This is a genomic window from Pseudomonas alvandae (assembly GCF_019141525.1).
GTDB lineage: Bacteria > Pseudomonadota > Gammaproteobacteria > Pseudomonadales > Pseudomonadaceae > Aquipseudomonas > Aquipseudomonas alvandae.
Genome location: NZ_CP077080.1, coordinates 6,049,732 through 6,071,521, shown reverse-complemented (window position 1 = coordinate 6,071,521; position 21,790 = coordinate 6,049,732). Strand labels below are relative to the sequence as shown.

Here is a 21,790-nt window from a genome sequence, read left to right as displayed (position 1 = left end):
AAAACTCAGCGATTGCGTGTCAGCAAGGCCGGTTTTTCGCCACGCGGACGGCTTGGCAGTTGATCCAGCTGTTCAGGCGTCGGGAAACGATCGGTTTTCGATTCCTTGTGGATGATTTTCGGCTGGTTGCCACGCGGGTTCTGCACCGCGGGCTCCTGGCGAGCCTGGTCGTCGCCACGGGCTGGGCGTCGTGGACGGGAGTCTTCACGACGGGCCTGGCCGTCACGTGGCGCACCGTTGCGCGGGCCGTTGCGCTTGGCCGGTGGGGTGCCGGTGGACGAACCATTGCTGTTGCGCGGTCCGTTCTGGCGCCCTTGGGGCTGGCCATTGCGCGGTGCGCCTGAACCTGCGCCTTGTGCCGGGGCGCCTGGGCGGCGACCGCGGCCTGCGGCCGGTTTCTGCTGGGGTACGTAGTCGACGCGGTTGCCGAAATTGTCGATATCGTCGTCCAGGAACTCGTCTGGGGCGCGATCAGATGCGGCGCGAGGTGCCGGGCGCTGCTGCTCACGGGCCGGGGAGCCCTCGCGGGGTTTCTGTTCGCGGGCCGGGCGTTCGCCGCGACCGTTGCTGGCCGGCTTTTCCTTGCCCTTGTCTTTTCCTTTGTCCTTGCGACCGCCACCGCTGCCATTCGGGCCATCGCCACGCGGGCCTCTTGGGTTACGCGGGTTGCGGACGTCCGGACGCTCGCGCACTTCAGGCTTCTCGGCCTCGATCGTGCTGGCATCGAAGCCCATCAGGTCGCCGTCGGGAATCTTCTGCTTGGTCATGCGCTCAATGCTCTTGAGCAGCTTTTCCTCGTCCGGCGCGACCAGGGAAATCGCTTCGCCCGAACGACCGGCCCGGCCAGTACGGCCGATACGGTGCACATAGTCTTCATCGACGTTGGGCAACTCGAAGTTGACGACGTGAGGCAACTGATCGATGTCCAGGCCGCGTGCGGCGATGTCGGTGGCCACCAGGATGCGCACTTCGCCGGCCTTGAAGTCGGCCAGGGCCTTGGTACGAGCGTTCTGGCTCTTGTTGCCATGGATCGCGACGGCGGGCAGGCCGTGTTTGTCGAGGTATTCGGCCAGGCGATTGGCGCCATGCTTGGTGCGGGTGAAAACCAGGACCTGTTCCCAGGCGCCGGTGGTGATCAGGTGTGCCAGCAGGGCACGCTTGTGGCTGGCGGGAAGGCGGAATACGCGCTGTTCAATGCGCTCGACCGTGGTGTTCGGCGGCGTGACTTCGATGCGTTCCGGGTTGTGCAACAGCTTACCGGCCAGGTCGGTGATGTCCTTGGAGAAGGTCGCCGAAAACAGCAGGTTCTGGCGCTTGGCTGGAAGGCGGGCCAGGACTTTCTTCACATCATGGACAAAACCCATGTCGAGCATGCGGTCGGCTTCGTCCAGCACGAGGATTTCCACGTGGGACAGATCGACGCTGCCCTGGCCGGCGAGGTCCAGCAGGCGACCGGGGCAGGCCACCAGCACGTCGACGCCGCGCGCCATGGCCTGGACCTGCGGGTTCATGCCGACACCGCCAAAAATGCAGGCACTGACGAATTTCAGGTCGCGAGCGTAGACCTTGAAGCTCTCGTGCACCTGGGCCGCCAGTTCGCGGGTAGGCGTCAGGACCAGTACGCGCGGTTGGCGCGGGCCATGACGCTGGGATTTGTCCGGGTGACCGTTCGGGAACAACCGTTCCAGGATCGGAAGGGCGAAACCGCCGGTCTTGCCCGTACCTGTCTGTGCGGCGACCATCAGGTCGCGACCTTGCAACACGGCGGGGATGGCCCGCTGTTGCACCGGGGTAGGCTGGGTGTAGCCGGCGGCTTCGATGGCGCCGACTAAAGCCTCGGAGAGACCGAGGGAAGCAAAGGACATGAGTAATCCTGTTTTTAGTGAGGGCCTGGCCCAATGGGATAGTCTTGCCTGGCGCGAATGATGGTCGATCGAAGACCTCATCCCGTCCGGTCCTGCCGGGTCTGGAAGGCGGGTCCGGACATGGCTCGCGCGGGCTGGAAGCTGCGCTGTAGCGGTGTCGGGATGCCTTTTGCAAGACCGGGCGTCCGGGCGTGAGCCTGGCGGGAAGGCCGGAGTATAACAGAGCAATCGCCGTGCGCCGCTTTCCTGCTGCTCAACGGCGTATTTCAGCGTGGCACGGTGTCGCGCGGCGCAACGTTGGCACTGGAGCCTGCGCCATATCGGGCACTCAGTTCGGCGTAGGCCGGCTCATGCTTGAAACGCTTGAGTTCTGCGCCGAAGCGTTGCACGAGCAAATCCATGCCGGCCTTGCGCCGTACCGCCAGGTATTGGCTTTGTCGGCTGACGACCAAAGGGTTCTCCGTGATCTGGTCGCCTAGTTGCAGCGCCTTGAGCACATGCCGGCCCACCCGGCGGTCGGTAATGAGCAGGTCGATCCGACCCAATTGCAATTTGCCGAAGTTGGCTTCATGAGTCGGCGCAGTCTCCCGTTTGAATCGGGACGATTCCCTGAAAGCCTGGCTATACAGATAACCTGGCGAGGTCCCCACGGTCAGTCCATCGAGTTCATCGAGCGTACGAAATGGATGAGGCCGGGCGTTGGCATAGAACATCACAAACTCGACGTCCGACAGCGGTTCGCTGGGGTAAAGCAGCAGGGCGTCGCGCTCGTCGCTGTGGAAGATGTCCAGCGCACCGTCCGCCAACCCCTGTTCCAGCATCGCCAGGCAGCGCTTCCAGGGCAGCAACTGCCATTCGACGTCGATGCCCAGGCGCTTGAAGACGATGGCTGTTGTTTCATAGTCCAAGCCGAGGATCTTGCCGTTTTCCTCGTAGACATAGGGTGCCCAGGGTTCGGTGACAATGCGCAATTTCTCGGCCTGGGCAGCGAAGCTCAGGCACAAGAGAAGAAGTGTCGTTAAACGGGCGATTACAGGCATGACCGGAGGTTACGACGAGAGCCTGTCAAATAGCTAGAGCGCTCTGGCACGCGGGCTGTGGCTTTGCTTGGACGGGATCAAAAAAGGCCCTGGTTGTGCCAGGGCCTTTGCGTACACATCAAGTTGGCTTTAACGCGGCAGCTTGAGATTGTTCCACACCGCGAGGCTAGGCTCTGCCTGGTTCAGGGTATAGAAGTGCAGCCCCGGTGCGCCGCCCTGTAGCAAGCGTTCACACATCTGCGTGATGACCTCTTCACCGAAGCGCTGGATGCTGGCGGTGTCGTCGCCGTAGGCTTCCAGTTGCTTGCGGATCCATCGGGGGATCTCCGCGCCGCAGGCGTCAGAGAAGCGTGCGAGCTTGCTGTAGTTGGTGATCGGCATGATTCCCGGCACTACCGGAATCTCGACACCCATCTGGCGAACGCGCTCGACGAAATAGAAATAGCTGTCGGCGTTGAAGAAGTACTGGGTGATTGCGCTGCTGGCGCCGGCGTTGGCCTTGCGCACGAAGTTGCGCAAATCGTCTTCGAAATTGCGCGCCTGGGGGTGCATCTCCGGATAGGCGGCGATTTCAATGTGGAAGTGCTCGCCGGTTTCTTCGCGAATGAACTCAACCAGTTCATTGGCGTGGCGCAGCTCGCCGCTGGCCATGCCCATGCCCGAGGGCAGGTCGCCGCGCAGGGCTACGATGCGCTTGATCCCTGCGGCCTTGTATTGGGTCAGCAGGCTGCGCAGGTCGTCCTTGCTGTCACCCACGCAGGACAAGTGCGGTGCGGCCGGGACTTTGACTTCGCTTTCGAGCTGCAGCACGGTATTCAGCGTACGGTCACGGGTCGAACCGCCGGCGCCGTAGGTGCAGGAGAAAAAATCAGGGTTGTAGCTTGCCAACTGGCGAGCAGTGGCGATCAGCTTTTCATGCCCAGCATCGGTCTTCGTCGGGAAGAACTCGAAGCTGTAGCGACGGTCTTGGGACATGGTCATATCCTTGGAAACTCGTGGGCTTGGAGACCTTGCGCAGCACAATGTGGGAGCGGGCTTGCCCGCGAAGGCGGAGTGTCAGGCGCATCAATGTTGAATGATGAACCGATTTCGCGAGCAAGCCCGCTCCCACAAGGAGAGCAGGCAATAGCACCGATCAGTAGCGATAAGCGTGCGGCTTGAACGGGCCTTCGACGGTGACGCCGATATAGTCAGCCTGTTGCTTGGTCAGCTTGGTGACCACGCCGCCGAAACCGCGGACCATTTCCAGGGCCACTTCTTCGTCGAGTTTCTTCGGCAGTACTTCCACGGTCAGGCGCTCGGCCTTCTGGGCTGGCGACAGGTCGGCGTATTTCTGGCCGAACAGGAAGATCTGGGCCAGGACCTGGTTGGCGAACGAACCGTCCATGATGCGGCTTGGGTGACCGGTGGCGTTGCCCAGGTTAACCAGGCGGCCTTCGGCCAGCAGGATCAGGTAGTCATCGTTCTGTGGGTCGAAGCTGCCAGCGCCGGTGCGGTGAACCTTGTGGACCTGTGGCTTCACTTCTTCCCATGCCCAGTTCTTGCGCATGAAAGCGGTGTCGATTTCATTGTCGAAGTGACCAATGTTGCAGACCACGGCGCGCTTTTTCAGGGCCTTGAGCATGTTGGCGTCGCAGACATTGACGTTGCCGGTGGTGGTCACGATCAGGTCGATCTTGCCCAGCAGGGCCTTGTCGATGCTGGCCTCGGTGCCGTCGTTGATCCCGTCGATGAACGGCGAAACCAGCTCGAAACCGTCCATGCAGGCTTGCATGGCGCAGATCGGGTCGACTTCGGACACCTTGACGATCATGCCTTCCTGGCGCAGGGACTGGGCGGAACCCTTGCCCACGTCACCGTAGCCGATCACCAGCGCCTGCTTGCCCGACAACAGGTGGTCGGTGCCGCGCTTGATGGCGTCGTTGAGGCTGTGACGGCAGCCGTATTTGTTGTCGTTCTTGCTCTTGGTCACCGAGTCGTTGACGTTGATGGCCGGGATCTTCAGCTCGCCCTTGGCCAGCATGTCCAGCAGACGGTGTACGCCGGTGGTGGTTTCTTCGGTCACGCCGTGGACCTTGTCCAGTACGGCCGGGTATTTCTTGTGCAGCAGCTCGGTCAGGTCGCCGCCGTCGTCGAGGATCATGTTGGTGTCCCATGGCTGGCCATCCTTGAGGATGGTCTGCTCCAGGCACCACTCGTACTCTTGCTCGGTCTCGCCTTTCCAGGCGAACACCGGGATGCCGGCGGCGGCGATGGCGGCAGCGGCCTGGTCCTGGGTCGAGAAGATGTTGCAGGAAGACCAGCGCACTTCGGCACCCAGGGCAACCAGGGTTTCGATCAGCACGGCGGTCTGGATGGTCATGTGGATGCAGCCGAGGATTTTTGCGCCTTTCAATGGCTGTTCGCCAGAGTATTTGCGACGCAGGCCCATCAGGGCTGGCATTTCGGATTCGGCGATGATGATTTCGCGACGGCCCCAGGCAGCCAGGGACATGTCGGCGACTTTGTAGTCGGTAAAAGCGGCAGGCGTGATAACAGCGCTCATGAAGAGCCTCCATTCGTAATGTATGCGAATGGGCGCCGTTGTGCGTTTAGTGCCTGTACGAGGAGCCCCGTACGGGCAACGCCCCATCCGAGCCTGACAGGTCGAGCCTGCTGCAGCGCCCCTCGGACAGGTGGCGGGAGCGGCCCAAAGCGTGGGCCGATGAAACGGGGGCGATTATAACGGCCTAATCGGATCTTCCAAAGGGTTTCTGTCGGCAAATCGAAATTGCCGATGATCGTTATAGGGGCGGCGACGTAGAGCCCGCGCGCCTCGTCTGCCATGATGCGGGCATTCATCGGCCAGACGTCCAGGAGTGATCATGAATTTCCATACCCGCAAATGGGTCAAGCCCGAAGACCTCAACCCCAATGGCACGCTGTTCGGCGGCAGCTTGTTGCGCTGGATCGACGAAGAGGCGGCCATCTATGCCATCGTCCAGCTGGGTAACCAGCGCGTGGTCACCAAGTACATTTCCGAAATCAATTTTGTCAGTGCTTCGCGCCAGGGCGACATCATCGAACTGGGCATCACCGCCACCGAGTTCGGTCGCACCTCCATCACCCTGACGTGCGAAGTGCGCAACAAGATCACCCGCAAGAGCATCCTGACGGTGGAGAAAATGGTCTTCGTCAATCTCGGCGAAGACGGCCTGCCGGCCCCTCACGGCCGGACCGAGATCAAGTACGTCAAGGATCAGTTCAAGGACGATACCGTCGAGTGAGGTCGGCGGCGCGCCCCTCCTCGCGAGCAGGTTCGCCCGCATTGAACGCCAACGGAGACTCTGTGGGGGCGAGCCTGCTCGCGAAGGCGGTTCTGCAGGCGCCTGTGATTTGCCGGCATCACTGAACAGCTCCGGATGCCGTGTGTCGTAGGTACATCACGCCACCGGTTCAGGAGCTGTATGGACACTCACGAAGACGGCAAGACCCCTGACCTCTCGGCAGAGGAACAGCACGAGGTCGACCGCAACCAGCCGCCGAGGGCGGCGGTTCTGCACGAGATCATTCGCACCCAGGGCAACCAGGAGCTGGAGCGCAGCGTCGCGGCACTGTGGTGGTCGGCCCTGGCGGCGGGATTGACCATGGGATTGTCGCTGATGGCGATGGGACTGCTCAACTCCAGGCTGCCCGACCACGACGGCTTCAAGGTGATCGCCAGTTTCGGCTACTGCGCGGGCTTCCTGGCGGTGATCCTGGCGCGTCAGCAATTGTTTACCGAAAACACCCTGACCGCTGTGCTGCCCATCATGAGCAAGCCAACCTTGGGCAATTTCGCTCGATTGTTCCGGTTATGGGGCGTGGTGCTGGTGGGCAACCTGTGCGGTACGTTGCTGGTGGCCTACGTGATGCTGCACCTGCCGATTTTCGATCAGCGCACCGACTTGGCGTTCCTGGATATCGGGCGCAAGGTCATGGAGAACGACAGCGGCCAGATGTTCGCCAAGGGCATCATTTCCGGTTGGATGATTGCAACCATGGTGTGGATGATTCCGTCCATGGAAAGCGCCAAGATGCTGATCATCGTATTGATCACCTACTTGATGGCGCTCGGGGATTTCACCCACATCGTGGTCGGTTCAGCCGAGGTGTCGTATCTGGTGTTCGCCGGCCAGTTGTCCTGGGAAGATTTCTGGATGGTGTTCGCCGCGCCCACCCTGGCGGGGAACATCATCGGTGGCAGTTTCATCTTCGCGCTGATCAGCCATGCGCAGGTGCGCAGCGAGACCAATACGCCACTCAGTCGGCAAAGCCTGCCACGGCGCCCTGACGACGCTGGCGATAAATAAAGTAGAGCGCTGCCAGTACGGTGAGCCCGCCCACCAGCGCGCCGGTCCACGGCAGATCGGCAAGGTTGGCACCGCTGGCGACGACCAGCCCGCCGATCCAGGCGCCGGCGGCATTGCCGAGGTTGAAGGCGCTCTGGTTCAGGGTCGAGCCGAGATTCGGTGCCTCGTGGGCCTGGTCAATGATCAGCAGTTGCAGGATCGGGCACAGCGCGAAGGCAAAGATGCCCCACAGCACCAGAGTAATCGCCGCCGGAATCACCGATTGACTGGTCTGGCTGAACGCGGCAAGCACCAGCACCACGGCCAGCGCCATGCCCACCAGGGACGGTAGCAGGCGCCGGTCGGCCAAGCGTCCGCCGAGGAAACTGCCCGCCGTCAGGCCAACGCCGAACAACAGCAGCATGACGGTGACGCCGTGGGGACTGACCCCGGTGATGTCCTGCAGGATCGGCGCGATGTAGGTGAACACGCTGAACAGACTGGTGGAGGCCAGCACGCTCATGCCCAGCGCCAGCAGCACATTGACCTTGCCGAGTACCTTGAATTCGCTGGCAAGGTTGGCCTTGTCCATGGGGATTTCCCTGGGCAGCCAGACCCATTGGGCAACGGCGGCAATGATGCCAATCACCGAAACCGCCCAGAACGTCGCCCGCCAACCCGCGTATTGGCCCAGCGCCGTGCCCAAGGGAACACCCAGGACGTTCGCCAAGGTCAGGCCGGTAAACATCATCGCGATGGCCTGGGCCCGTTTGTTCGGCGCCACCAACCCGGCCGCCACCACCGAGCCGATACCAAAAAAAGCTCCGTGGCACAGAGCGGTAATCACCCGGGCGGCCATCAGCGTGGTGTAGTTCGGGGCCAGGGCACACAGCACATTGCCGAGGATGAACATCAGTGTCATGCCCAGCAACGTGGCCTTGCGCGGCATGTTCGCGGTGCCGATCGCCAGGATCGGTGCGCCAAATACCACCCCCAGGGCATAACCGGTGATCAGCAACCCGGCCTGGGGAATGCTCACGGCCAGGTCACGGGCGACATCGGGCAGCAGCCCCATGATGACGAATTCAGTCGTGCCGATGCCGAAAGCGGCGACGGCCAAAGCAAGTGGCATGCGCAAGGTCTCTGTCTGTAGTCTTGACGCTCGGATCAGGCATACGCATGCCGGCGCCTTGGTTCGATCGAACGGGCGGCAGGCAGAATTATTGGTATTGATCTATGCGCAACTGAAGTGCGGCGTGGTTGCGTGCAGTATAAACAGCTGTTGAAGGATCGCGAGTCAATTCTACGGGCGGAATCAAGGAGCGTGCCGTGCTGGCAACGGTGTTGGTATTGGTCGCGGCGCTGTTGCATGCGGCATGGAATACGCTGATCAAGTTCAGTGGCGAGCGGTTGTTGGTGGTGGCGTGCATGGACACTGTCGCGTTGCTGTTCGGGGCATTGGCGGTGGGCTTCGTGGAATGGCCGCCGCTGGAAATCTGGCCATGGATCCTGGCGTCGGCTGCATTCGAGCTGTTGTATCGCTATTTGCTGATCCAGGCTTATCGGGTCGGTGACCTGGGGCTGGTCTATCCCTTGATGCGCGGCCTCTCTCCGCTCGTGGTGCTGGCCCTGACGCTGATGTTTGCCGGTGAAGTCCTGACGACGCAACAGATCATCGGCATCCTGCTGATACCGTTCGGCATGCTGTGCCTGTTGTGGCAGGGCGGTGGTGGCGAGCGGTTGCCCTGGTCGATGCTGCCGGTGGTCGCGCTGATCGGCCTGTGCATCGGCGGCTACACCTTCATCGATGGCCAGGCCCTGCGCCGCTGGCCTCATCCGCTGGATTACCTGGTCTGGATCACGCTGCTCAGTGCCTGGCCGTTTCCTCTGTTGGCGCTGGTCGGCAAACGACCGGCGTTCATGCTGTTCTGGCGTGAACAATGGCGCTTGGGGCTGGCGGTCGGGTTCTGCGTATTGTTCAGCTACGCTCTGGTGCTATGGGCGATGCAATTGGGCTCGATCGCCGAAGCCGCGGCGCTGCGGGAGATCAGCGTGATCCTGGTGGTGCTCTTCGGCATGCGCTACCTGAAAGAACCTTTCGGCCGGCCGCGACTCTTAGCCTGCGGGCTGGTGCTGGTTGGCATGCTGGTCATGAAATTCTAAACAATGGCCGACTCTCGATTTCCCATAAATTCAAAGAAGGAACTGCGTCATGACGGTTGCGCTGTGGTGTGTGTTGATTGCCTTTCTGCTGCCTTACCTGTGTGTGGCGATCGCCAAGGCGGGCGGGCGGTTCAGGCTACGGGATAACTACGATCCGCGGGATTTCCTGGACTCGCTCGAGGGCGCTCCCCGGCGTGCATACGCCGCGCAACTGAACAGCTTCGAGATCACACCTTTTTTCGCAGCGGCGGTGATCGTCGCGCATCTGGCCGGCAATGCCGAGTTGGTGACTATCAACGTGCTGGCCGTGCTGTTCATCACCAGCCGCCTGCTCTACATCATTTGCTACCTGGCCGACTGGGCGGTCCTGCGTTCGCTGGTGTGGTTCGTGGGGGTGGGGTTGGTGCTGAGTTTCTTCTTTGTTTCGGTCTGAGCCTGGTATTTGAATGAACGCGCCGGTGCTGGCCTCTCCGCGAGCAGGTTAGCTCCCACATTGGATCGAGTGTATGCACAAAAATCTGTATTCATCGAAACCCATTGTGGGAGCGAGCCTGCTCGCGAAATGGCCCGCACAGTCAACACATTCCTAGGGGGCTGCGGTCACCGCATTCGCCACCTGCGGCACCTGGGGCAACGCCATGCCCTTGGGCCAGAGCATCCAGATCTGGCCTTGTTGCTTCATGTCCCCCGCCAGTTGCCCGGCCGTTTCGCCCGTGCCCCAGAACAAGTCGGCCCGCACTTCACCGGCAATGGCCCCGCCCGTATCCTGGGCGGCGACGGGGCGGTTCAAGGCGCTGCCGTCGGGGCGTGTGGTGGACAGCCACAACAGGCTGCCCAACGGAATGACCTTGCGATCTACCGCTACGCTGTAGCCGGCGGTGAGCGGGACGTTCAACGAGCCTCGCGGGCCTTCGTTGCTGTCGGGGTTGCGGTTGAAGAACACATAGCTGGGGTTGCTGCCCAGCAATTCAGGAATGCGGTGGGGGTTGGCCTTGGCCCAGGCGCTGATGGTGCCCATGGTCACGTCTTCCTTTTTCAGCTCTCCCTGCTCAACCAACCAGCGGCCAATGGGTCGATACGGGTGGCCGTTCTGGTCGGCATAGCCGATGCGCACCTGGCGGCCGTCATCAAGCCGAATGCGTCCCGAACCCTGGATCTGCAGGAATTGCAGGTTCATCGGGTCCGTCAGCCAGGCGATAACCGGCGCCTTCACGCCCTTGGTTTCGATGGCGGCGGCATCGTCGTAAGGCTTGAGCACCCGGCCTTCGAGGCGCCCGCGCAGGCGTTTGCCCTTCAGCTCAGGATAAATGCTGTCCAGGGACACGATAATCATGTCGTCCGGTACGCCATAGACCGGAATATTCGCCTTCGCGGTCTGGGTGAGACTGCCAGGGTAGACCGGTTCGTAGTAGCCGGTAATCAGGCCATTGGGGCTGTTATCGCCCGAGCGCAGGCCAAAGACGTCCAGGTTCTGCTTCAAGAAATTGCGCACGGCCTTTGCGGTCTGCGGCACATTGGCGGCAGCCGCGCAGGTTGGGCCCCAGGTTGCGTCCGCCTTGAGTCGGGTGCAAGCGCTGCGCCAGGCACCGAAGCCGGCCAGCAGGTCCTCATCGGATACCGCTGGCAGCGCTTCCCAAGTGGCACTGGCATACGTCGCGACGGCGTGCGTCTGGGGCTCTTCGACCTTTTCGCCGCGATTGCAGCCAGCCAGTAATGCCATCAGCGGTAGGGTCAATGCCAGGCCTTTGTGCCAGGGCTTGATGCGGCTGTTCATGAAATTTCCTTTGCGGTCATCCAGCGTTTTCAGGCGCTCGACAACCTCTATTGTTGATAGGGCCATTGGCCTTTGCCAATGACCCGAGGATACTGACGGCCGTTTCCTGTCCCGAGGCCGAAATGTTCGTAAAACGATTGTCCATGACCGTACTGGCCTGCCTGCTGCTGTCCGCTTGTGGCGGTGTCGATCCCAACTCTCCCCTGGGCCAGCGCAAGGCGATCTTCAAACAGATGCTCAAGACCAACGAAGAGTTGGGCGGCATGCTGCGCGGCCGCGTCCCGTTCGATGGCGCGCGTTTTGCCGAGGGTGCGGTAAAGCTGGATCAGCTGTCCCACGAGCCTTGGAAGCATTTTCCGCCAGTACGTGAGCAAGACCATACCAGCGCCACGGATGAGGTCTGGAAAAAACAGGCGCGCTTCCAGGAGCTTGCCCGCAGCCTGGAAGCCGCCACTGGTGAATTGGTGATTGTCAGCAAGGTCCAGCCCTACCGAGCCAGCAACCTGGGGCCAGCGGTGCAGAAGGTCGAAGATGCGTGCAGTGTCTGCCATAAAGAATTTCGGGATCATTGATTGTGAAGCAGTTGCAAGCTTCAAGCTGAAAGCTGCAAGTGTTGCGCTTTGAACTTGCAGCTTGCCGCTGGAAACTTGCAGCTAGAACCTACTTATCCAACTCATCCACCGCTTCCTGCAATTCCTTGCGGGACGCTGCCAATTTGTCTTTGCGTTTGTTGATCCTTTCCGCGTCGCCTTTTTTCATGGCCTTGTCCAGATCGGCCTGGCGACGACTGACTTCATGCTTGGCTTCGAGCACTTTGTTCTCCCGCTCCTTGCGCAGGGAGGCATCCGTACAATGGGTCGTGACTTCGTCCAGCGCCGTTTCGAGGCCCGCCTGCTGGTCCTGGTTGCCCCGAGACTTGGCCAGTTCGATCTGATTGATGATGCCTTGGCGTTTGGCTGCGCAACCGGTGAGCTCCGGGGTTTGCTCGTCCGCCAATGAAAAGGTGGCCATGGCGCTGCATAGCACCAGCAGGGCAACAGGAGGCAGGAAATTCATAACAACTCCATAAAAACTCGCGGGCGGTCGGTACAGGTGCGCAGTTGGAACGCGTAGTCGCCCCTTGGGTTCAACCGTGGGGGGCGGATTAAAAACCATCGACCCCGGCGGTGCGTAATATCTCACTCAAGGCCAGCACCTGCGGGTCGCGAAAAAAAGCGCTCAGTTGCGCGGCGCGTCCCGGCCCGATGCCGGCTTCGGCTTGCCATTGTTCAGTGCTGCGTTCGGCCAGCGCTTGCCACGGTCCGTCCAGCCGCGCATTTGCAGTGGGCGGCAAGCCAAGGGCCTTGAGCCATTGACGAAAGGGCCGCTGCCGGGCGCTGTCGAGGCTGGCAAGCAGACGGGCACTTTTGCGTTCGCCGAAGCCGGCAATGGTAGCAAGCTCGGCGGCATCGAGGGTCAACCAATCCAGCAATCCGTCGAGTTGACCGGCGGCCAGTAGCTTTTTCCACGTGCCGGGGCCGACGTGGGGCAGGGCGAGGCCATTCTTGCCGCTGAGCCAGTCCAGGCGCGCGAGGAATTGGCTTTCGCAGCCGGGTGTCGGTTGCCAGCAACTCAGGAAATGATGGTCGGCTGCCGCAGGTGGGTTGACCTCCTGGCGTTCGAGGCTGCGAAGCACGACCTCATCAAGACGCGGAATGGTCAGGCCGGCCAGGCTGATGGCGACCCGATCGCCGGGGCGAATGTCCATCTCTTCCCAGCGCTGGAGGGAGCTGACGCTCACCCGGCGAATCCATCGGTCGTCAAGCCGGATGCGTTCAAGTTCCAGTACGGGCGTGATGCGTCCCGTGCGACCGATCTTGAAGTTGACCTTGCGGACTTCAGCCATGGCTTGGGCGTACGGGTATTTCCAGGCGACGCTCCAGAACGGCGTCCGGGCCTGCCAGCGGTCGGCGGGAGGGCGGCGACTCTGGCGTAGAACGATCCCGTCGCTGGCGAATGGCAGCGGGGTGCGATACCAGTGGTTACGCCACCGTTCGGCATCGGCCAGGTCCCGGACAGGTTGGCTGTAGTCAAGGGAATCAGCGAAGCCCAGCTCACCCAGCGCGGCCATCCGCTCGCTCAGGGTGTCGGGCCCTTCAGGCCATTCCCAGACAAACAGGCCTATATAGATCCCGTCGTGTATCGTCAGGTTGGTGCGTGCCATCAGGCCCGCCATGGTTGCGCGGGCATTCACGCTGCCGCTGTCGGCTTGGACATGAGTCTCCAGGCGCCAGTACAACTCACCCTGGACGACCAGGTCCAGGGGCTGGCGCAGTCGCTGGGGGATGGCGCGGATCTTTCGCGCGTTAACGGTCCAGTCCTGGCCCAGAACGCCATCGCCGCGACTGATCGCCTGATACAGCTGGCCCTTTCGATACACCAGCGTCACCGCCACGCCATCGACTTTCGGTTGGGCCCAGACGTCTTCGCGACCGTGCAGCCAAGCACCGACGGCTTCGGCATCCTTGAGTTTCTCCAGGCCGGTATGGACGACCGGGTGTCGCACCGTCCCGCCCGCTGAGCGCAGGGGATTATCGATTGCCGGAAGACTGAAGCAACTGCGCCACTGGCTCAACTGCGTGCGGGACTGATCGTAGAGTTCGTCGGCCACCTGGGATTGGCCGAGGCGGTGATAGCTGTCGTCCCACGTGTCGATTTGCTGTTGCAGCGCGGCGACCTCGGCGTGGGCACGCTCCGTGGGCCAGTTGGGACAAGGCGTGGCCATTGCGGGTACGGCGATGAATAAAAGACCGGCGATTGCATAAAAAAACGGTGGCATTGAAGCATCCTTGCTTGGTTGAGTTCCTGAAGGCTAGCCACTGTGCGTAAAGTTGCGAGACCCAGAGCGTTACCGCGTTTTGCGAAGCCTGGGGGCAAAGTGCCGAAGGTACAATCCTGACCGATCTGGCTGTGCAACTGTCCCTTGAACCCATCGATGAGTGGTGCAGAATGGACGCTTGATCCGCTCTGCCAGGAGTGCAACCGATGGACCTGACGACCCTCGCTGTCTTCATCCCGGCCTGCTTCGCGCTGAACATGGCGCCGGGCCCGAACAACCTGCTGTCGATCAGCAATGCCTCGCGTTATGGTTTTGTCCAGGCGTGCAGCGGCGGCATCGGTCGTTTGGTGGCGTTTGCCATCATGATTGCCCTGGCGGCGGTGGGGCTGACGGCGGTGCTGCACACCTCGGAACTGTTGTTCCTCGGCATCAAGCTTGTGGGCGCCGGTTATCTTTTCTACCTCGCCGTGCAGTTGTGGCGCGCGCAGCCTGAAGCCAGCGGCGAGGCGCCGACCGTTTCCATGAGCATGGCCAGCCTGGCGCGGCAGGAGTTCCTGGTGGCAATCGGCAATCCCAAGGCGATTCTGTTGTTCACCGCTTTCCTGCCGCAGTTCGTTGACCGTACTGGCACTGTCGCTCAGCAGTTCGCCGTATTGGGCGGGCTGTTCCTGGCGTTGGAATGCGTGGCGATCGGCTTGTATTGCTACATGGGCATTTATGCGCGGCGATTGTTTGCCCGGCCGAGCGGCAAGCGCTTGTTCAATCGGGCGTGTGCGGGGCTGCTCGCCAGTGCGGCTTCGTTTTTGCTGGTGGCACGGCGGGCTTGAATATTGCGCTAAGCCTTTGTGGTGAGGGAGCAAGCTCCCTCGCCACAGGGGTTGGTGGTGATCTTCAGGGCATGAAAAAGCCCCTGGCGACCGAGTCGCCAGGGGCTTTTCTTTATACGCCGGTGTTACAGGCCAGCAGCGGCGCGCAGGGCGTCGGCGCGGTCGGTTTTTTCCCAGGTGAAGGTGGTGAAGGTGTCGTCGCCCACGGTCTTGGTCTGCGGCGTGCGACCGAAGTGGCCGTAGGCTGCGGTGTCCTGGTACATCGGGTGCAGCAGGTCGAGCATGGTGGTGATCGCGTATGGACGCAGGTCGAACACTTCACGCACCAGCTGGATGATCTTGTCGTCGCCAATCTTGCCGGTGCCGAAGGTGTTCAGCGAAATCGACGTAGGCTGGGCGACGCCGATGGCGTAGGAAACCTGGATCTCGCAACGCTCGGCCAGGCCGGCGGCAACGATGTTCTTGGCGACATAACGACCGGCGTACGCCGCCGAACGGTCAACCTTGGACGGATCCTTGCCGGAGAACGCGCCGCCGCCGTGACGGGCCATGCCGCCGTAGCTGTCGACGATGATCTTGCGACCGGTCAGGCCGCAGTCGCCCACTGGGCCGCCGATGATGAACTGGCCAGTCGGGTTGATGTGGAACTGGGTGTCCTTGGACAGCAGTTCGGCAGGCAGCACGTGCTTGACGATCAGCTCCATCACGCCTTCGCGCAAATCTTTGTAGGACACTTCCGGGTTGTGTTGGGTCGACAGCACGACCGCGTCGATGCCGACGACCTTGCCGCCTTCGTAACGGCAAGTCACTTGCGACTTGGCGTCCGGGCGCAGCCAAGGCAGCAGGCCGGATTTGCGGGCCTCGGCCTGGCGCTGGACCAACTGGTGCGAGAAGGTGATCGGTGCTGGCATCAGCACGTCGGTTTCGTTGCTGGCGTAGCCGAACATCAGGCCTTGGTCGCCAGCGCCCTGATCTTCCGGCTTGGCACGGTCAACGCCCTGGTTGATGTCCGGGGACTGCTTGCCGATGATGTTCATCACGCCGCAGGTCGCGCCGTCGAAGCCGACGTCGGAGCTGTTGTAGCCGATCCCGAGGATCACGTCGCGAACGATCTGTTCCAGGTCGACCCAGGCCGAGGTGGTGACTTCGCCGGCGATGATCGCCACGCCCGTTTTCACCAGAGTCTCGCACGCCACGCGGGCGAACTTGTCTTCAGCAATGATGGCGTCCAGCACCGCATCAGAAATCTGGTCGGCGATTTTGTCCGGATGCCCTTCAGACACGGACTCGGAGGTGAAAAGGGAGTATTCGCTCATCTCGATGTTTTCCTACAAGTTACCGATGGTGAGTGTCGCCAGCCGGCCGCTGAAAATGGCGGACCTGAATCTGGAAACCATTACGTAAGCCTACATAGAGGCTTTCCCCGGGCACGAGGCCCGCAGCGGTGGCCCAACGGGCCAGATCGTCCTGTTCAAACCCCAGCCAGAGATCTCCGCAGGCCTCCTTGGCCCAACTCTGGTTGTGGCTGCATAACTCTGTCACCAACAGGCTACCGCCCGGTTGCAGCAGGTTGGCCATGTGCTTGAGCGCGTCGGCCGGTGCGGCAAAATGGTGAAGCACCATGTTCAATACCACGCAATCGGCCCGCAGGCTGACGCCGTTCAGGGCATCGGCCAGTTGCAGGCTGACATTAGCCAGGGATTCGCGTTCGCACACCTGGCGGGCCAGTTCTAGCATCGCCGGGCTGTTGTCCAGCGCGGTGACCTGATTGAAGCGTCGCGCCAGTTCCGGCAGGAAAGCGCCGTCGCCGGGACCGACTTCTATCGCCGTGGCAGCCTGTCCGAAACTCAGTTTATCGAGCAGCGCCACCACACTGTCACGGTATTGCGGCAGCCCGGCGATCAAATCCTGCTGGGCGCGAAATTTCTCCGCCACCCGTGCGAAAAAATCCTGGCTGGCGGCGGCGCGTTGCCCGTGGACCTGGGCAATGCGCTCCCGCACATCCATCGGCAGGTCCAGCTCGTCCACTTCTTCGAGCAACGCGGCGTGCAGCTTGCCACCTAGCAGCTCGGTGTGGGGCAGGGCGCGCCGATAGAAAATCGCATTGCCTTCGCGACGTGTCGCCACCAGGTCGGCCTGGGCCAGGACCTTGAGGTGATGACTCATGCCGGATTGGCCGATGCCGAAGATCTGCGCCAGTTCCAGTACGCCGAACGAGTCGTTGGCCAAGGCGCGCAATACATTCAGCCGCAACGGATCGCCGCCGGCCTTGCAAAGGGCCGCCAGCTCATCGCTGTCATCATGGCGAATGGAAGGCACGCGTAAATTCATAGGTCGGCAGTCTAGTGACGGGTCTGGCGCATCGCAAGGTCAATATCAAAAAGTTTTGATATTGCTCGATAAATGGCACTTCCAAGTGCGTGCTTGACTCTACCCACCATCAGCGGAAAGGTTTCACCTGGCCAATGCGACTTTATCCACCGCAAATATCGCCTTTGGACGAGTATCTGATTGCCCCGGGGCGGGTGGGTGAGGGAAAATGCTCGCCTTTTTTCAGTTTCGTTATTCAAAACCCAGGAGATCAGCGATGCCCAGCCGTCGTGAGCGTGCCAATGCCATTCGTGCCCTCAGCATGGATGCCGTGCAAAAAGCCAACAGCGGCCATCCCGGCGCCCCCATGGGTATGGCGGATATCGCCGAGGTGCTGTGGCGCGACTACCTCAAGCACAACCCGAGCAACCCTTCGTTCGCCGACCGTGACCGCTTCGTGCTGTCCAACGGCCACGGCTCGATGTTGATCTACTCGTTGCTGCACCTGACCGGTTATGACCTGTCGATCGATGACCTGAAGAACTTCCGCCAACTGCACAGCCGCACCCCGGGCCACCCGGAATACGGCTACACCCCTGGCGTGGAAACCACCACCGGCCCGCTGGGCCAAGGCCTGGCCAACGCCGTGGGCTTCGCCCTGGCGGAAAAAGTCCTGGCCGCGCAGTTCAATCGCCCGGGCCACAACGTTGTCGACCACCACACCTACGTTTTCCTGGGTGATGGCTGCATGATGGAAGGCATTTCCCATGAGGTCGCGTCTTTGGCCGGCACCCTGGGCCTGGACAAGCTGATTGCTTTCTACGATGACAACGGCATCTCCATCGACGGCGAAGTCGAAGGCTGGTTCACCGACGACACGCCCAAGCGCTTCGAAGCCTACAACTGGCTGGTGATCCGCAACGTCGACGGTCACGACCCGGAAGAAATCAAGATCGCCATCGAGACTGCTCGCAAGAGCGCTCAGCCAACCCTGATCTGCTGCAAGACCACCATCGGTTTTGGTTCGCCGAACAAGCAGGGCAAGGAAGACTGCCACGGCGCGCCATTGGGTGCCGAGGAAATCGCCCTGACCCGTGCCGCGCTGAAGTGGGAGCACGGTCCGTTCGAAATCCCGGCCGACATCTATGCCGAATGGGACGCCAAGGAAAAAGGCCGCGCGGCCGAAGCCGAGTGGGACCAGCGCTTTGCTGCCTACTCCGCTGAATTCCCTGAGCTGGCCAACGAGCTGGTCCGTCGCCTCAGCGGCGAGCTGCCGGCCGACTTCGCCGAGAAAGCCTCTGCCTACATCGCCGAGGTTGCCGCCAAGGGCGAAACCATCGCCAGCCGCAAGGCCAGCCAGAACACCCTGAATGCCTTCGGCCCGCTGCTGCCGGAACTGCTGGGCGGTTCGGCCGACCTGGCAGGCTCCAACCTGACCCTGTGGAAAGGTTGCAAAGGCGTCACGGCCGAAGACGCCAGCGGCAACTATATGTACTACGGCGTTCGCGAGTTCGGCATGAGTGCGATCATGAACGGCGTAGCCCTGCACGGCGGTCTGGTGCCTTACGGCGCGACCTTCCTGATGTTCATGGAGTACGCCCGCAACGCCGTGCGCATGTCGGCCCTGATGAAGAAGCGCGTGCTGTACGTGTTCACCCACGACTCCATCGGCCTGGGCGAAGACGGCCCGACTCACCAGCCGATCGAGCAACTGGCGAGCCTGCGCTGCACGCCGAACCTGGACACCTGGCGCCCATGTGACGCCGTGGAGTCGGCAGTGGCCTGGAAATACGCGATTGAGCGTAACGATGGCCCATCGGCGCTGATCTTCTCCCGTCAGAACCTGCAACACCAATCTCGCGATGCCGGCCAGATCGGCGACATCAGCCGTGGCGGCTATGTGCTCAAGGACTGCATCGGCGAGCCTGAACTGATCCTGATCGCCACCGGTTCGGAAGTCGGCCTGGCCGTCCAGGCCTACGACAAGCTGACCGAGCAGGGCCGCAACGTGCGCGTGGTGTCCATGCCATGCACCAGCGTTTTCGACGCCCAGGACGCCGGCTACAAGCAAGCGGTGTTGCCGCTGCAGGTCAGCGCGCGCATCGCCATCGAAGCCGCTCACGCCGATTACTGGTACAAGTACGTGGGCCTGGAAGGTCGCGTGATCGGCATGACCACCTACGGCGAATCGGCTCCTGCGCCAGCACTGTTCGAAGAATTCGGCTTCACCCTGGAGAACATCCTGGGGCAGGCTGAAGAGCTGCTGGAAGACTGATCCGCTAATTGTGTCGCCTGGGCTATCGCCTTCGCGAGCAGGCTCGCTCCCACATGAGATTGCATTTTTAATGTGGGAGCGGGCTTGCTCGCGAAAGCGGTAGTTCAGGCAATGCAGTCTTAACAGGCTCACCCGATCAGAGAACCCCCATGCCCCAACCGCGTCCCTACAAAGTTGCACTCAACGGCTACGGCCGCATTGGTCGTTGCGTCTTGCGTGCGTTGTTCGAGCGAGGGGCGAAGGCCGGGTTCGAGATTGTGGCCATCAACGATCTGGCCGACATGGCCAGCATCGAATACCTGACACGCTTTGACTCCACCCATGGCCGGTTCCCCGGCGAAGTGCGGGTCGAGGGCGATTGTCTGCATATCAATGGCGACTGCGTGAAGGTCCTGCGCAGCGCCACCCCCGAAGGCATCGATTGGGCGTCCCTGGGCGTCGACCTGGTGCTTGAATGCTCCGGCGCCTACAACACTCGTGACGATGGCCAGCGGTTCATCGCCGCGGGCGCGCCGCGGGTGCTGTTTTCCCAGCCGATGGCCAGCGAGGCGGACGTCGACGCCACCATCGTCTACGGTGTGAACCAGGACTGCCTGACCGGCGAAGAGCTGCTGGTCTCCAACGCGTCCTGCACCACCAACTGCGGCGTGCCGCTGTTGCGCCTGCTGGACCAGGCCATTGGCCTGGAATACGTGTCCATTACCACGATCCACTCGGCAATGAACGACCAACCGGTGATCGATGCCTATCACCATGAGGACCTGCGGCGTACCCGCTCGGCGTTCCAATCGGTGATTCCGGTGTCCACTGGTCTGGCGCGTGGCATTGAGCGGCTGTTGCCGGAACTTGCCGGGCGAATTCAGGCCAAAGCCGTGCGGGTGCCGACGGTCAACGTGTCCTGCCTCGATATCACGATGCAGACCGTGAGCGATACCGACGCTACCGAGGTCAACCGGATCCTGCGCGAAGCCGCCACCAGTGGCCCGCTCAAAGGCCTCCTGGCCTACACCGAGTTGCCTCACGCCAGTTGTGATTTCAACCACGACCCGCATTCGGCCATCGTCGATGCCAGCCAGACCCGCGTTTCCGGGCCGAGGCTTGTGAATATCCTGGCCTGGTTCGACAACGAATGGGGTTTTGCCAATCGAATGCTGGACGTTGCCGAGCATTACCTGCAAACAGCTTCCAATAAACCTGCTCTCTAAACAGTTACCCAGGAATTGCGACCCATGACCGTGTTGAAGATGTCCGACCTCGATCTGCAAGGTAAGCGCGTACTGATCCGCGAAGACCTCAACGTCCCCGTCAAGGACGGTGTTGTCACCAGCGACGCGCGCATCCTGGCCTCGCTGCCGACCATCAAGCTGGCCCTGGAAAAAGGCGCGGCCGTGATGGTCTGCTCGCACCTGGGCCGTCCGACCGAAGGCGAGTTTTCGGCGGAAAACAGCCTCAAGCCTGTGGCCGATTACCTGAGCAAGGCCCTGGGCCGTGATGTGCCGCTGGTGGCCGATTACCTGGGCGGTGTCGACGTCAAGGCTGGCGACGTCGTGCTGTTCGAAAATGTGCGCTTCAACAAAGGCGAGAAAAAGAACGCCGACGAGCTGGCCCAGCAATACGCCGCCCTGTGCGACGTGTTCGTGATGGACGCCTTCGGCACCGCCCACCGCGCCGAGGGCTCGACCCATGGCGTGGCGAAGTTTGCCAAGGTCGCCGCTGCTGGCCCGCTGCTGGCCGCCGAACTCGATGCGCTGGGCAAGGCCCTGGGTTCTCCGGCCCAGCCGATGGCCGCTATCGTTGCCGGTTCCAAGGTGTCGACCAAGCTGGATGTGCTCAACAGCCTGAGCCAGGTCTGCAATCAATTGATCGTCGGTGGCGGCATCGCCAACACCTTCCTCGCTGCGGCCGGCCATCCGGTTGGCAAGTCGCTGTACGAGCCGGACCTGCTGGATACCGCCCGTGAAATCGCCGCCAAGGTCAGCGTACCGCTGCCGGTGGACGTGGTGGTCGCCAAGGAATTTGCCGAAAGCGCCACCGCCACCGTGAAGCTGATCGCCGACGTGGCCGAAGACGACATGATCCTCGACATTGGCCCGCAAACTGCGGCCAATTTCGCTGAACTGCTGAAATCCTCCCAGACCATCCTGTGGAACGGTCCAGTTGGCGTGTTCGAGTTCGACCAGTTCGGTAACGGCACAAAAGTACTGGCCCAAGCCATCGCCGAAAGCGCCGCGTTTTCCATCGCCGGCGGTGGCGATACCCTGGCGGCCATCGATAAATATGGCGTGGCTGAGCAGATCTCCTACATTTCTACGGGCGGTGGCGCGTTCCTTGAATTCGTCGAGGGCAAAGTGTTGCCAGCCGTGGAAGTCCTGGAAAGCCGGGCCAAGGCCTGAGGCAGCGTTGACCAG

Annotated in this window: 18 protein-coding genes, 1 pseudogene and 1 riboswitch; of the genes and pseudogenes, 9 read left to right on the top strand and 10 right to left on the bottom strand. The window is 61.7% G+C overall.

Annotation, left to right across the window (positions count from 1 at the left end; translation table 11 throughout):
* Positions 1 to 5: 5 nt before the first annotated feature.
* The 4 genes and pseudogenes from rhlE2 to ahcY form a co-directional block, all read right to left on the bottom strand.
* Positions 6 to 1,865 carry an RNA helicase RhlE2 gene (gene rhlE2 / locus KSS97_RS27140; RefSeq protein ID WP_030137874.1) on the bottom strand — a complete coding sequence of 620 codons (1,860 nt, stop codon included), beginning with the start codon at positions 1,863 to 1,865 and terminating at the stop codon, positions 6 to 8.
* 231 nt (positions 1,866 to 2,096) lie between these two features.
* Positions 2,097 to 2,905: pseudogene (locus KSS97_RS27135) on the bottom strand (substrate-binding periplasmic protein); the annotation flags it as partial.
* A 129-nt stretch (positions 2,906 to 3,034) separates the two neighbouring features.
* Positions 3,035 to 3,880, bottom strand: a complete 846-nt coding sequence (gene metF, locus KSS97_RS27130; RefSeq protein WP_030137872.1) for a methylenetetrahydrofolate reductase [NAD(P)H] — start codon at positions 3,878 to 3,880, stop codon at positions 3,035 to 3,037.
* A gap of 160 nt (positions 3,881 to 4,040) precedes the next feature.
* Positions 4,041 to 5,450 (bottom strand): adenosylhomocysteinase, encoded by a 1,410-nt coding sequence (gene ahcY, locus KSS97_RS27125; protein ID WP_030137871.1) that lies wholly within the window; start codon positions 5,448 to 5,450, stop codon positions 4,041 to 4,043.
* Positions 5,451 to 5,473: 23 nt separating this feature from the next.
* A riboswitch (S-adenosyl-L-homocysteine riboswitch) is annotated at positions 5,474 to 5,580 on the bottom strand.
* Positions 5,581 to 5,769: 189 nt separating this feature from the next.
* Between ahcY and KSS97_RS27120 the strand changes: the two genes are divergently transcribed.
* Both KSS97_RS27120 and KSS97_RS27115 read left to right on the top strand, forming a co-directional pair.
* Positions 5,770 to 6,171: an acyl-CoA thioesterase gene (locus tag KSS97_RS27120; protein WP_030137870.1), complete on the top strand. Its 402-nt coding sequence runs from the start codon at positions 5,770 to 5,772 to the stop codon at positions 6,169 to 6,171.
* 180 nt (positions 6,172 to 6,351) lie between these two features.
* Positions 6,352 to 7,236 carry a formate/nitrite transporter family protein gene (locus tag KSS97_RS27115; protein ID WP_217860542.1) on the top strand — a complete coding sequence of 295 codons (885 nt, stop codon included), beginning with the start codon at positions 6,352 to 6,354 and terminating at the stop codon, positions 7,234 to 7,236.
* Here KSS97_RS27115 and KSS97_RS27110 read toward each other — a convergent pair.
* The gene (locus KSS97_RS27110) at positions 7,187 to 8,347 is read right to left on the bottom strand and encodes an MFS transporter (protein ID WP_217860541.1); all 1,161 of its coding nucleotides are present in this window, start codon (positions 8,345 to 8,347) and stop codon (positions 7,187 to 7,189) included. The two genes, KSS97_RS27115 and KSS97_RS27110, sit on opposite strands and share 50 nt — an antisense overlap.
* Before the next feature lie 197 nt (positions 8,348 to 8,544).
* Between KSS97_RS27110 and KSS97_RS27105 the strand changes: the two genes are divergently transcribed.
* Positions 8,545 to 9,378, top strand: a complete 834-nt coding sequence (locus KSS97_RS27105) for an EamA family transporter (protein ID WP_030137867.1) — start codon at positions 8,545 to 8,547, stop codon at positions 9,376 to 9,378.
* 49 nt (positions 9,379 to 9,427) lie between these two features.
* Complete coding sequence (locus tag KSS97_RS27100; RefSeq protein ID WP_030137866.1) at positions 9,428 to 9,811, top strand: MAPEG family protein; 384 nt, start codon at positions 9,428 to 9,430, stop codon at positions 9,809 to 9,811.
* A 153-nt stretch (positions 9,812 to 9,964) separates the two neighbouring features.
* On the opposite strand, the gene mltA is transcribed toward KSS97_RS27100, so the two are convergent.
* Complete coding sequence (gene mltA / locus KSS97_RS27095; protein WP_217860540.1) at positions 9,965 to 11,152, bottom strand: murein transglycosylase A; 1,188 nt, start codon at positions 11,150 to 11,152, stop codon at positions 9,965 to 9,967.
* A gap of 122 nt (positions 11,153 to 11,274) precedes the next feature.
* Between mltA and KSS97_RS27090 the strand changes: the two genes are divergently transcribed.
* A complete protein-coding gene (locus KSS97_RS27090; protein ID WP_217860539.1) occupies positions 11,275 to 11,724 on the top strand; it encodes a c-type cytochrome in 450 nt (149 codons plus the stop codon).
* An 88-nt stretch (positions 11,725 to 11,812) separates the two neighbouring features.
* Here the strand turns inward: KSS97_RS27090 and KSS97_RS27085 are convergent, their stop codons facing one another.
* A complete protein-coding gene (locus KSS97_RS27085) occupies positions 11,813 to 12,208 on the bottom strand; it encodes a DUF1090 domain-containing protein (RefSeq protein ID WP_030137863.1) in 396 nt (131 codons plus the stop codon).
* A gap of 88 nt (positions 12,209 to 12,296) precedes the next feature.
* Positions 12,297 to 13,970: an NAD-dependent DNA ligase LigB gene (ligB, locus tag KSS97_RS27080; RefSeq protein WP_217860538.1), complete on the bottom strand. Its 1,674-nt coding sequence runs from the start codon at positions 13,968 to 13,970 to the stop codon at positions 12,297 to 12,299.
* Positions 13,971 to 14,176: 206 nt separating this feature from the next.
* On the opposite strand from ligB, the gene KSS97_RS27075 reads away from it, so the two are divergent.
* Positions 14,177 to 14,797 (top strand): LysE family translocator, encoded by a 621-nt coding sequence (locus KSS97_RS27075; protein ID WP_217860537.1) that lies wholly within the window; start codon positions 14,177 to 14,179, stop codon positions 14,795 to 14,797.
* 125 nt (positions 14,798 to 14,922) lie between these two features.
* Here the strand turns inward: KSS97_RS27075 and metK are convergent, their stop codons facing one another.
* Together metK and KSS97_RS27065 are read right to left on the bottom strand one after the other, a co-directional pair.
* Positions 14,923 to 16,113: a methionine adenosyltransferase gene (gene metK, locus KSS97_RS27070; protein WP_030137860.1), complete on the bottom strand. Its 1,191-nt coding sequence runs from the start codon at positions 16,111 to 16,113 to the stop codon at positions 14,923 to 14,925.
* 19 nt (positions 16,114 to 16,132) lie between these two features.
* Positions 16,133 to 17,128, bottom strand: a complete 996-nt coding sequence (locus KSS97_RS27065; RefSeq protein WP_217860536.1) for an ArsR/SmtB family transcription factor — start codon at positions 17,126 to 17,128, stop codon at positions 16,133 to 16,135.
* 256 nt (positions 17,129 to 17,384) lie between these two features.
* On the opposite strand from KSS97_RS27065, the gene tkt reads away from it, so the two are divergent.
* The 3 genes from tkt to KSS97_RS27050 all read left to right on the top strand — a co-directional run bounded on the left by tkt (position 17,385) and on the right by KSS97_RS27050 (position 21,775).
* Positions 17,385 to 19,382, top strand: coding sequence for a transketolase (gene tkt, locus KSS97_RS27060; RefSeq protein ID WP_030137858.1), 1,998 nt, complete (start codon positions 17,385 to 17,387; stop codon positions 19,380 to 19,382).
* 149 nt (positions 19,383 to 19,531) lie between these two features.
* The gene (gene epd, locus KSS97_RS27055; protein ID WP_030137857.1) at positions 19,532 to 20,587 is read left to right on the top strand and encodes an erythrose-4-phosphate dehydrogenase; all 1,056 of its coding nucleotides are present in this window, start codon (positions 19,532 to 19,534) and stop codon (positions 20,585 to 20,587) included.
* A 24-nt stretch (positions 20,588 to 20,611) separates the two neighbouring features.
* The gene (locus KSS97_RS27050) at positions 20,612 to 21,775 is read left to right on the top strand and encodes a phosphoglycerate kinase (protein WP_030137856.1); all 1,164 of its coding nucleotides are present in this window, start codon (positions 20,612 to 20,614) and stop codon (positions 21,773 to 21,775) included.
* Positions 21,776 to 21,790 lie beyond the last annotated feature (15 nt).

What these genes read in the sequence shown, in the direction of transcription:
- KSS97_RS27075 (WP_217860537.1), top strand. Translation starts at nt 14,177, where the DNA reads ATGGACCTGACGACCCTCGCTGTCTTCATCCCGGCCTGCTTCGCGCTG.
- KSS97_RS27090 (WP_217860539.1), top strand. Translation starts at nt 11,275, where the DNA reads ATGTTCGTAAAACGATTGTCCATGACCGTACTGGCCTGCCTGCTGCTG.
- rhlE2 (WP_030137874.1), bottom strand. Translation starts at nt 1,865, where the DNA reads ATGTCCTTTGCTTCCCTCGGTCTCTCCGAGGCTTTAGTCGGCGCCATC.
- KSS97_RS27100 (WP_030137866.1), top strand. Translation starts at nt 9,428, where the DNA reads ATGACGGTTGCGCTGTGGTGTGTGTTGATTGCCTTTCTGCTGCCTTAC.
- KSS97_RS27110 (WP_217860541.1), bottom strand. Translation starts at nt 8,347, where the DNA reads ATGCCACTTGCTTTGGCCGTCGCCGCTTTCGGCATCGGCACGACTGAA.
- KSS97_RS27050 (WP_030137856.1), top strand. Translation starts at nt 20,612, where the DNA reads ATGACCGTGTTGAAGATGTCCGACCTCGATCTGCAAGGTAAGCGCGTA.
- mltA (WP_217860540.1), bottom strand. Translation starts at nt 11,152, where the DNA reads ATGAACAGCCGCATCAAGCCCTGGCACAAAGGCCTGGCATTGACCCTA.
- epd (WP_030137857.1), top strand. Translation starts at nt 19,532, where the DNA reads ATGCCCCAACCGCGTCCCTACAAAGTTGCACTCAACGGCTACGGCCGC.
- KSS97_RS27120 (WP_030137870.1), top strand. Translation starts at nt 5,770, where the DNA reads ATGAATTTCCATACCCGCAAATGGGTCAAGCCCGAAGACCTCAACCCC.
- KSS97_RS27085 (WP_030137863.1), bottom strand. Translation starts at nt 12,208, where the DNA reads ATGAATTTCCTGCCTCCTGTTGCCCTGCTGGTGCTATGCAGCGCCATG.
- metF (WP_030137872.1), bottom strand. Translation starts at nt 3,880, where the DNA reads ATGTCCCAAGACCGTCGCTACAGCTTCGAGTTCTTCCCGACGAAGACC.
- ligB (WP_217860538.1), bottom strand. Translation starts at nt 13,970, where the DNA reads ATGCCACCGTTTTTTTATGCAATCGCCGGTCTTTTATTCATCGCCGTA.
- KSS97_RS27115 (WP_217860542.1), top strand. Translation starts at nt 6,352, where the DNA reads ATGGACACTCACGAAGACGGCAAGACCCCTGACCTCTCGGCAGAGGAA.
- KSS97_RS27065 (WP_217860536.1), bottom strand. Translation starts at nt 17,128, where the DNA reads ATGAATTTACGCGTGCCTTCCATTCGCCATGATGACAGCGATGAGCTG.
- tkt (WP_030137858.1), top strand. Translation starts at nt 17,385, where the DNA reads ATGCCCAGCCGTCGTGAGCGTGCCAATGCCATTCGTGCCCTCAGCATG.
- ahcY (WP_030137871.1), bottom strand. Translation starts at nt 5,450, where the DNA reads ATGAGCGCTGTTATCACGCCTGCCGCTTTTACCGACTACAAAGTCGCC.
- metK (WP_030137860.1), bottom strand. Translation starts at nt 16,113, where the DNA reads ATGAGCGAATACTCCCTTTTCACCTCCGAGTCCGTGTCTGAAGGGCAT.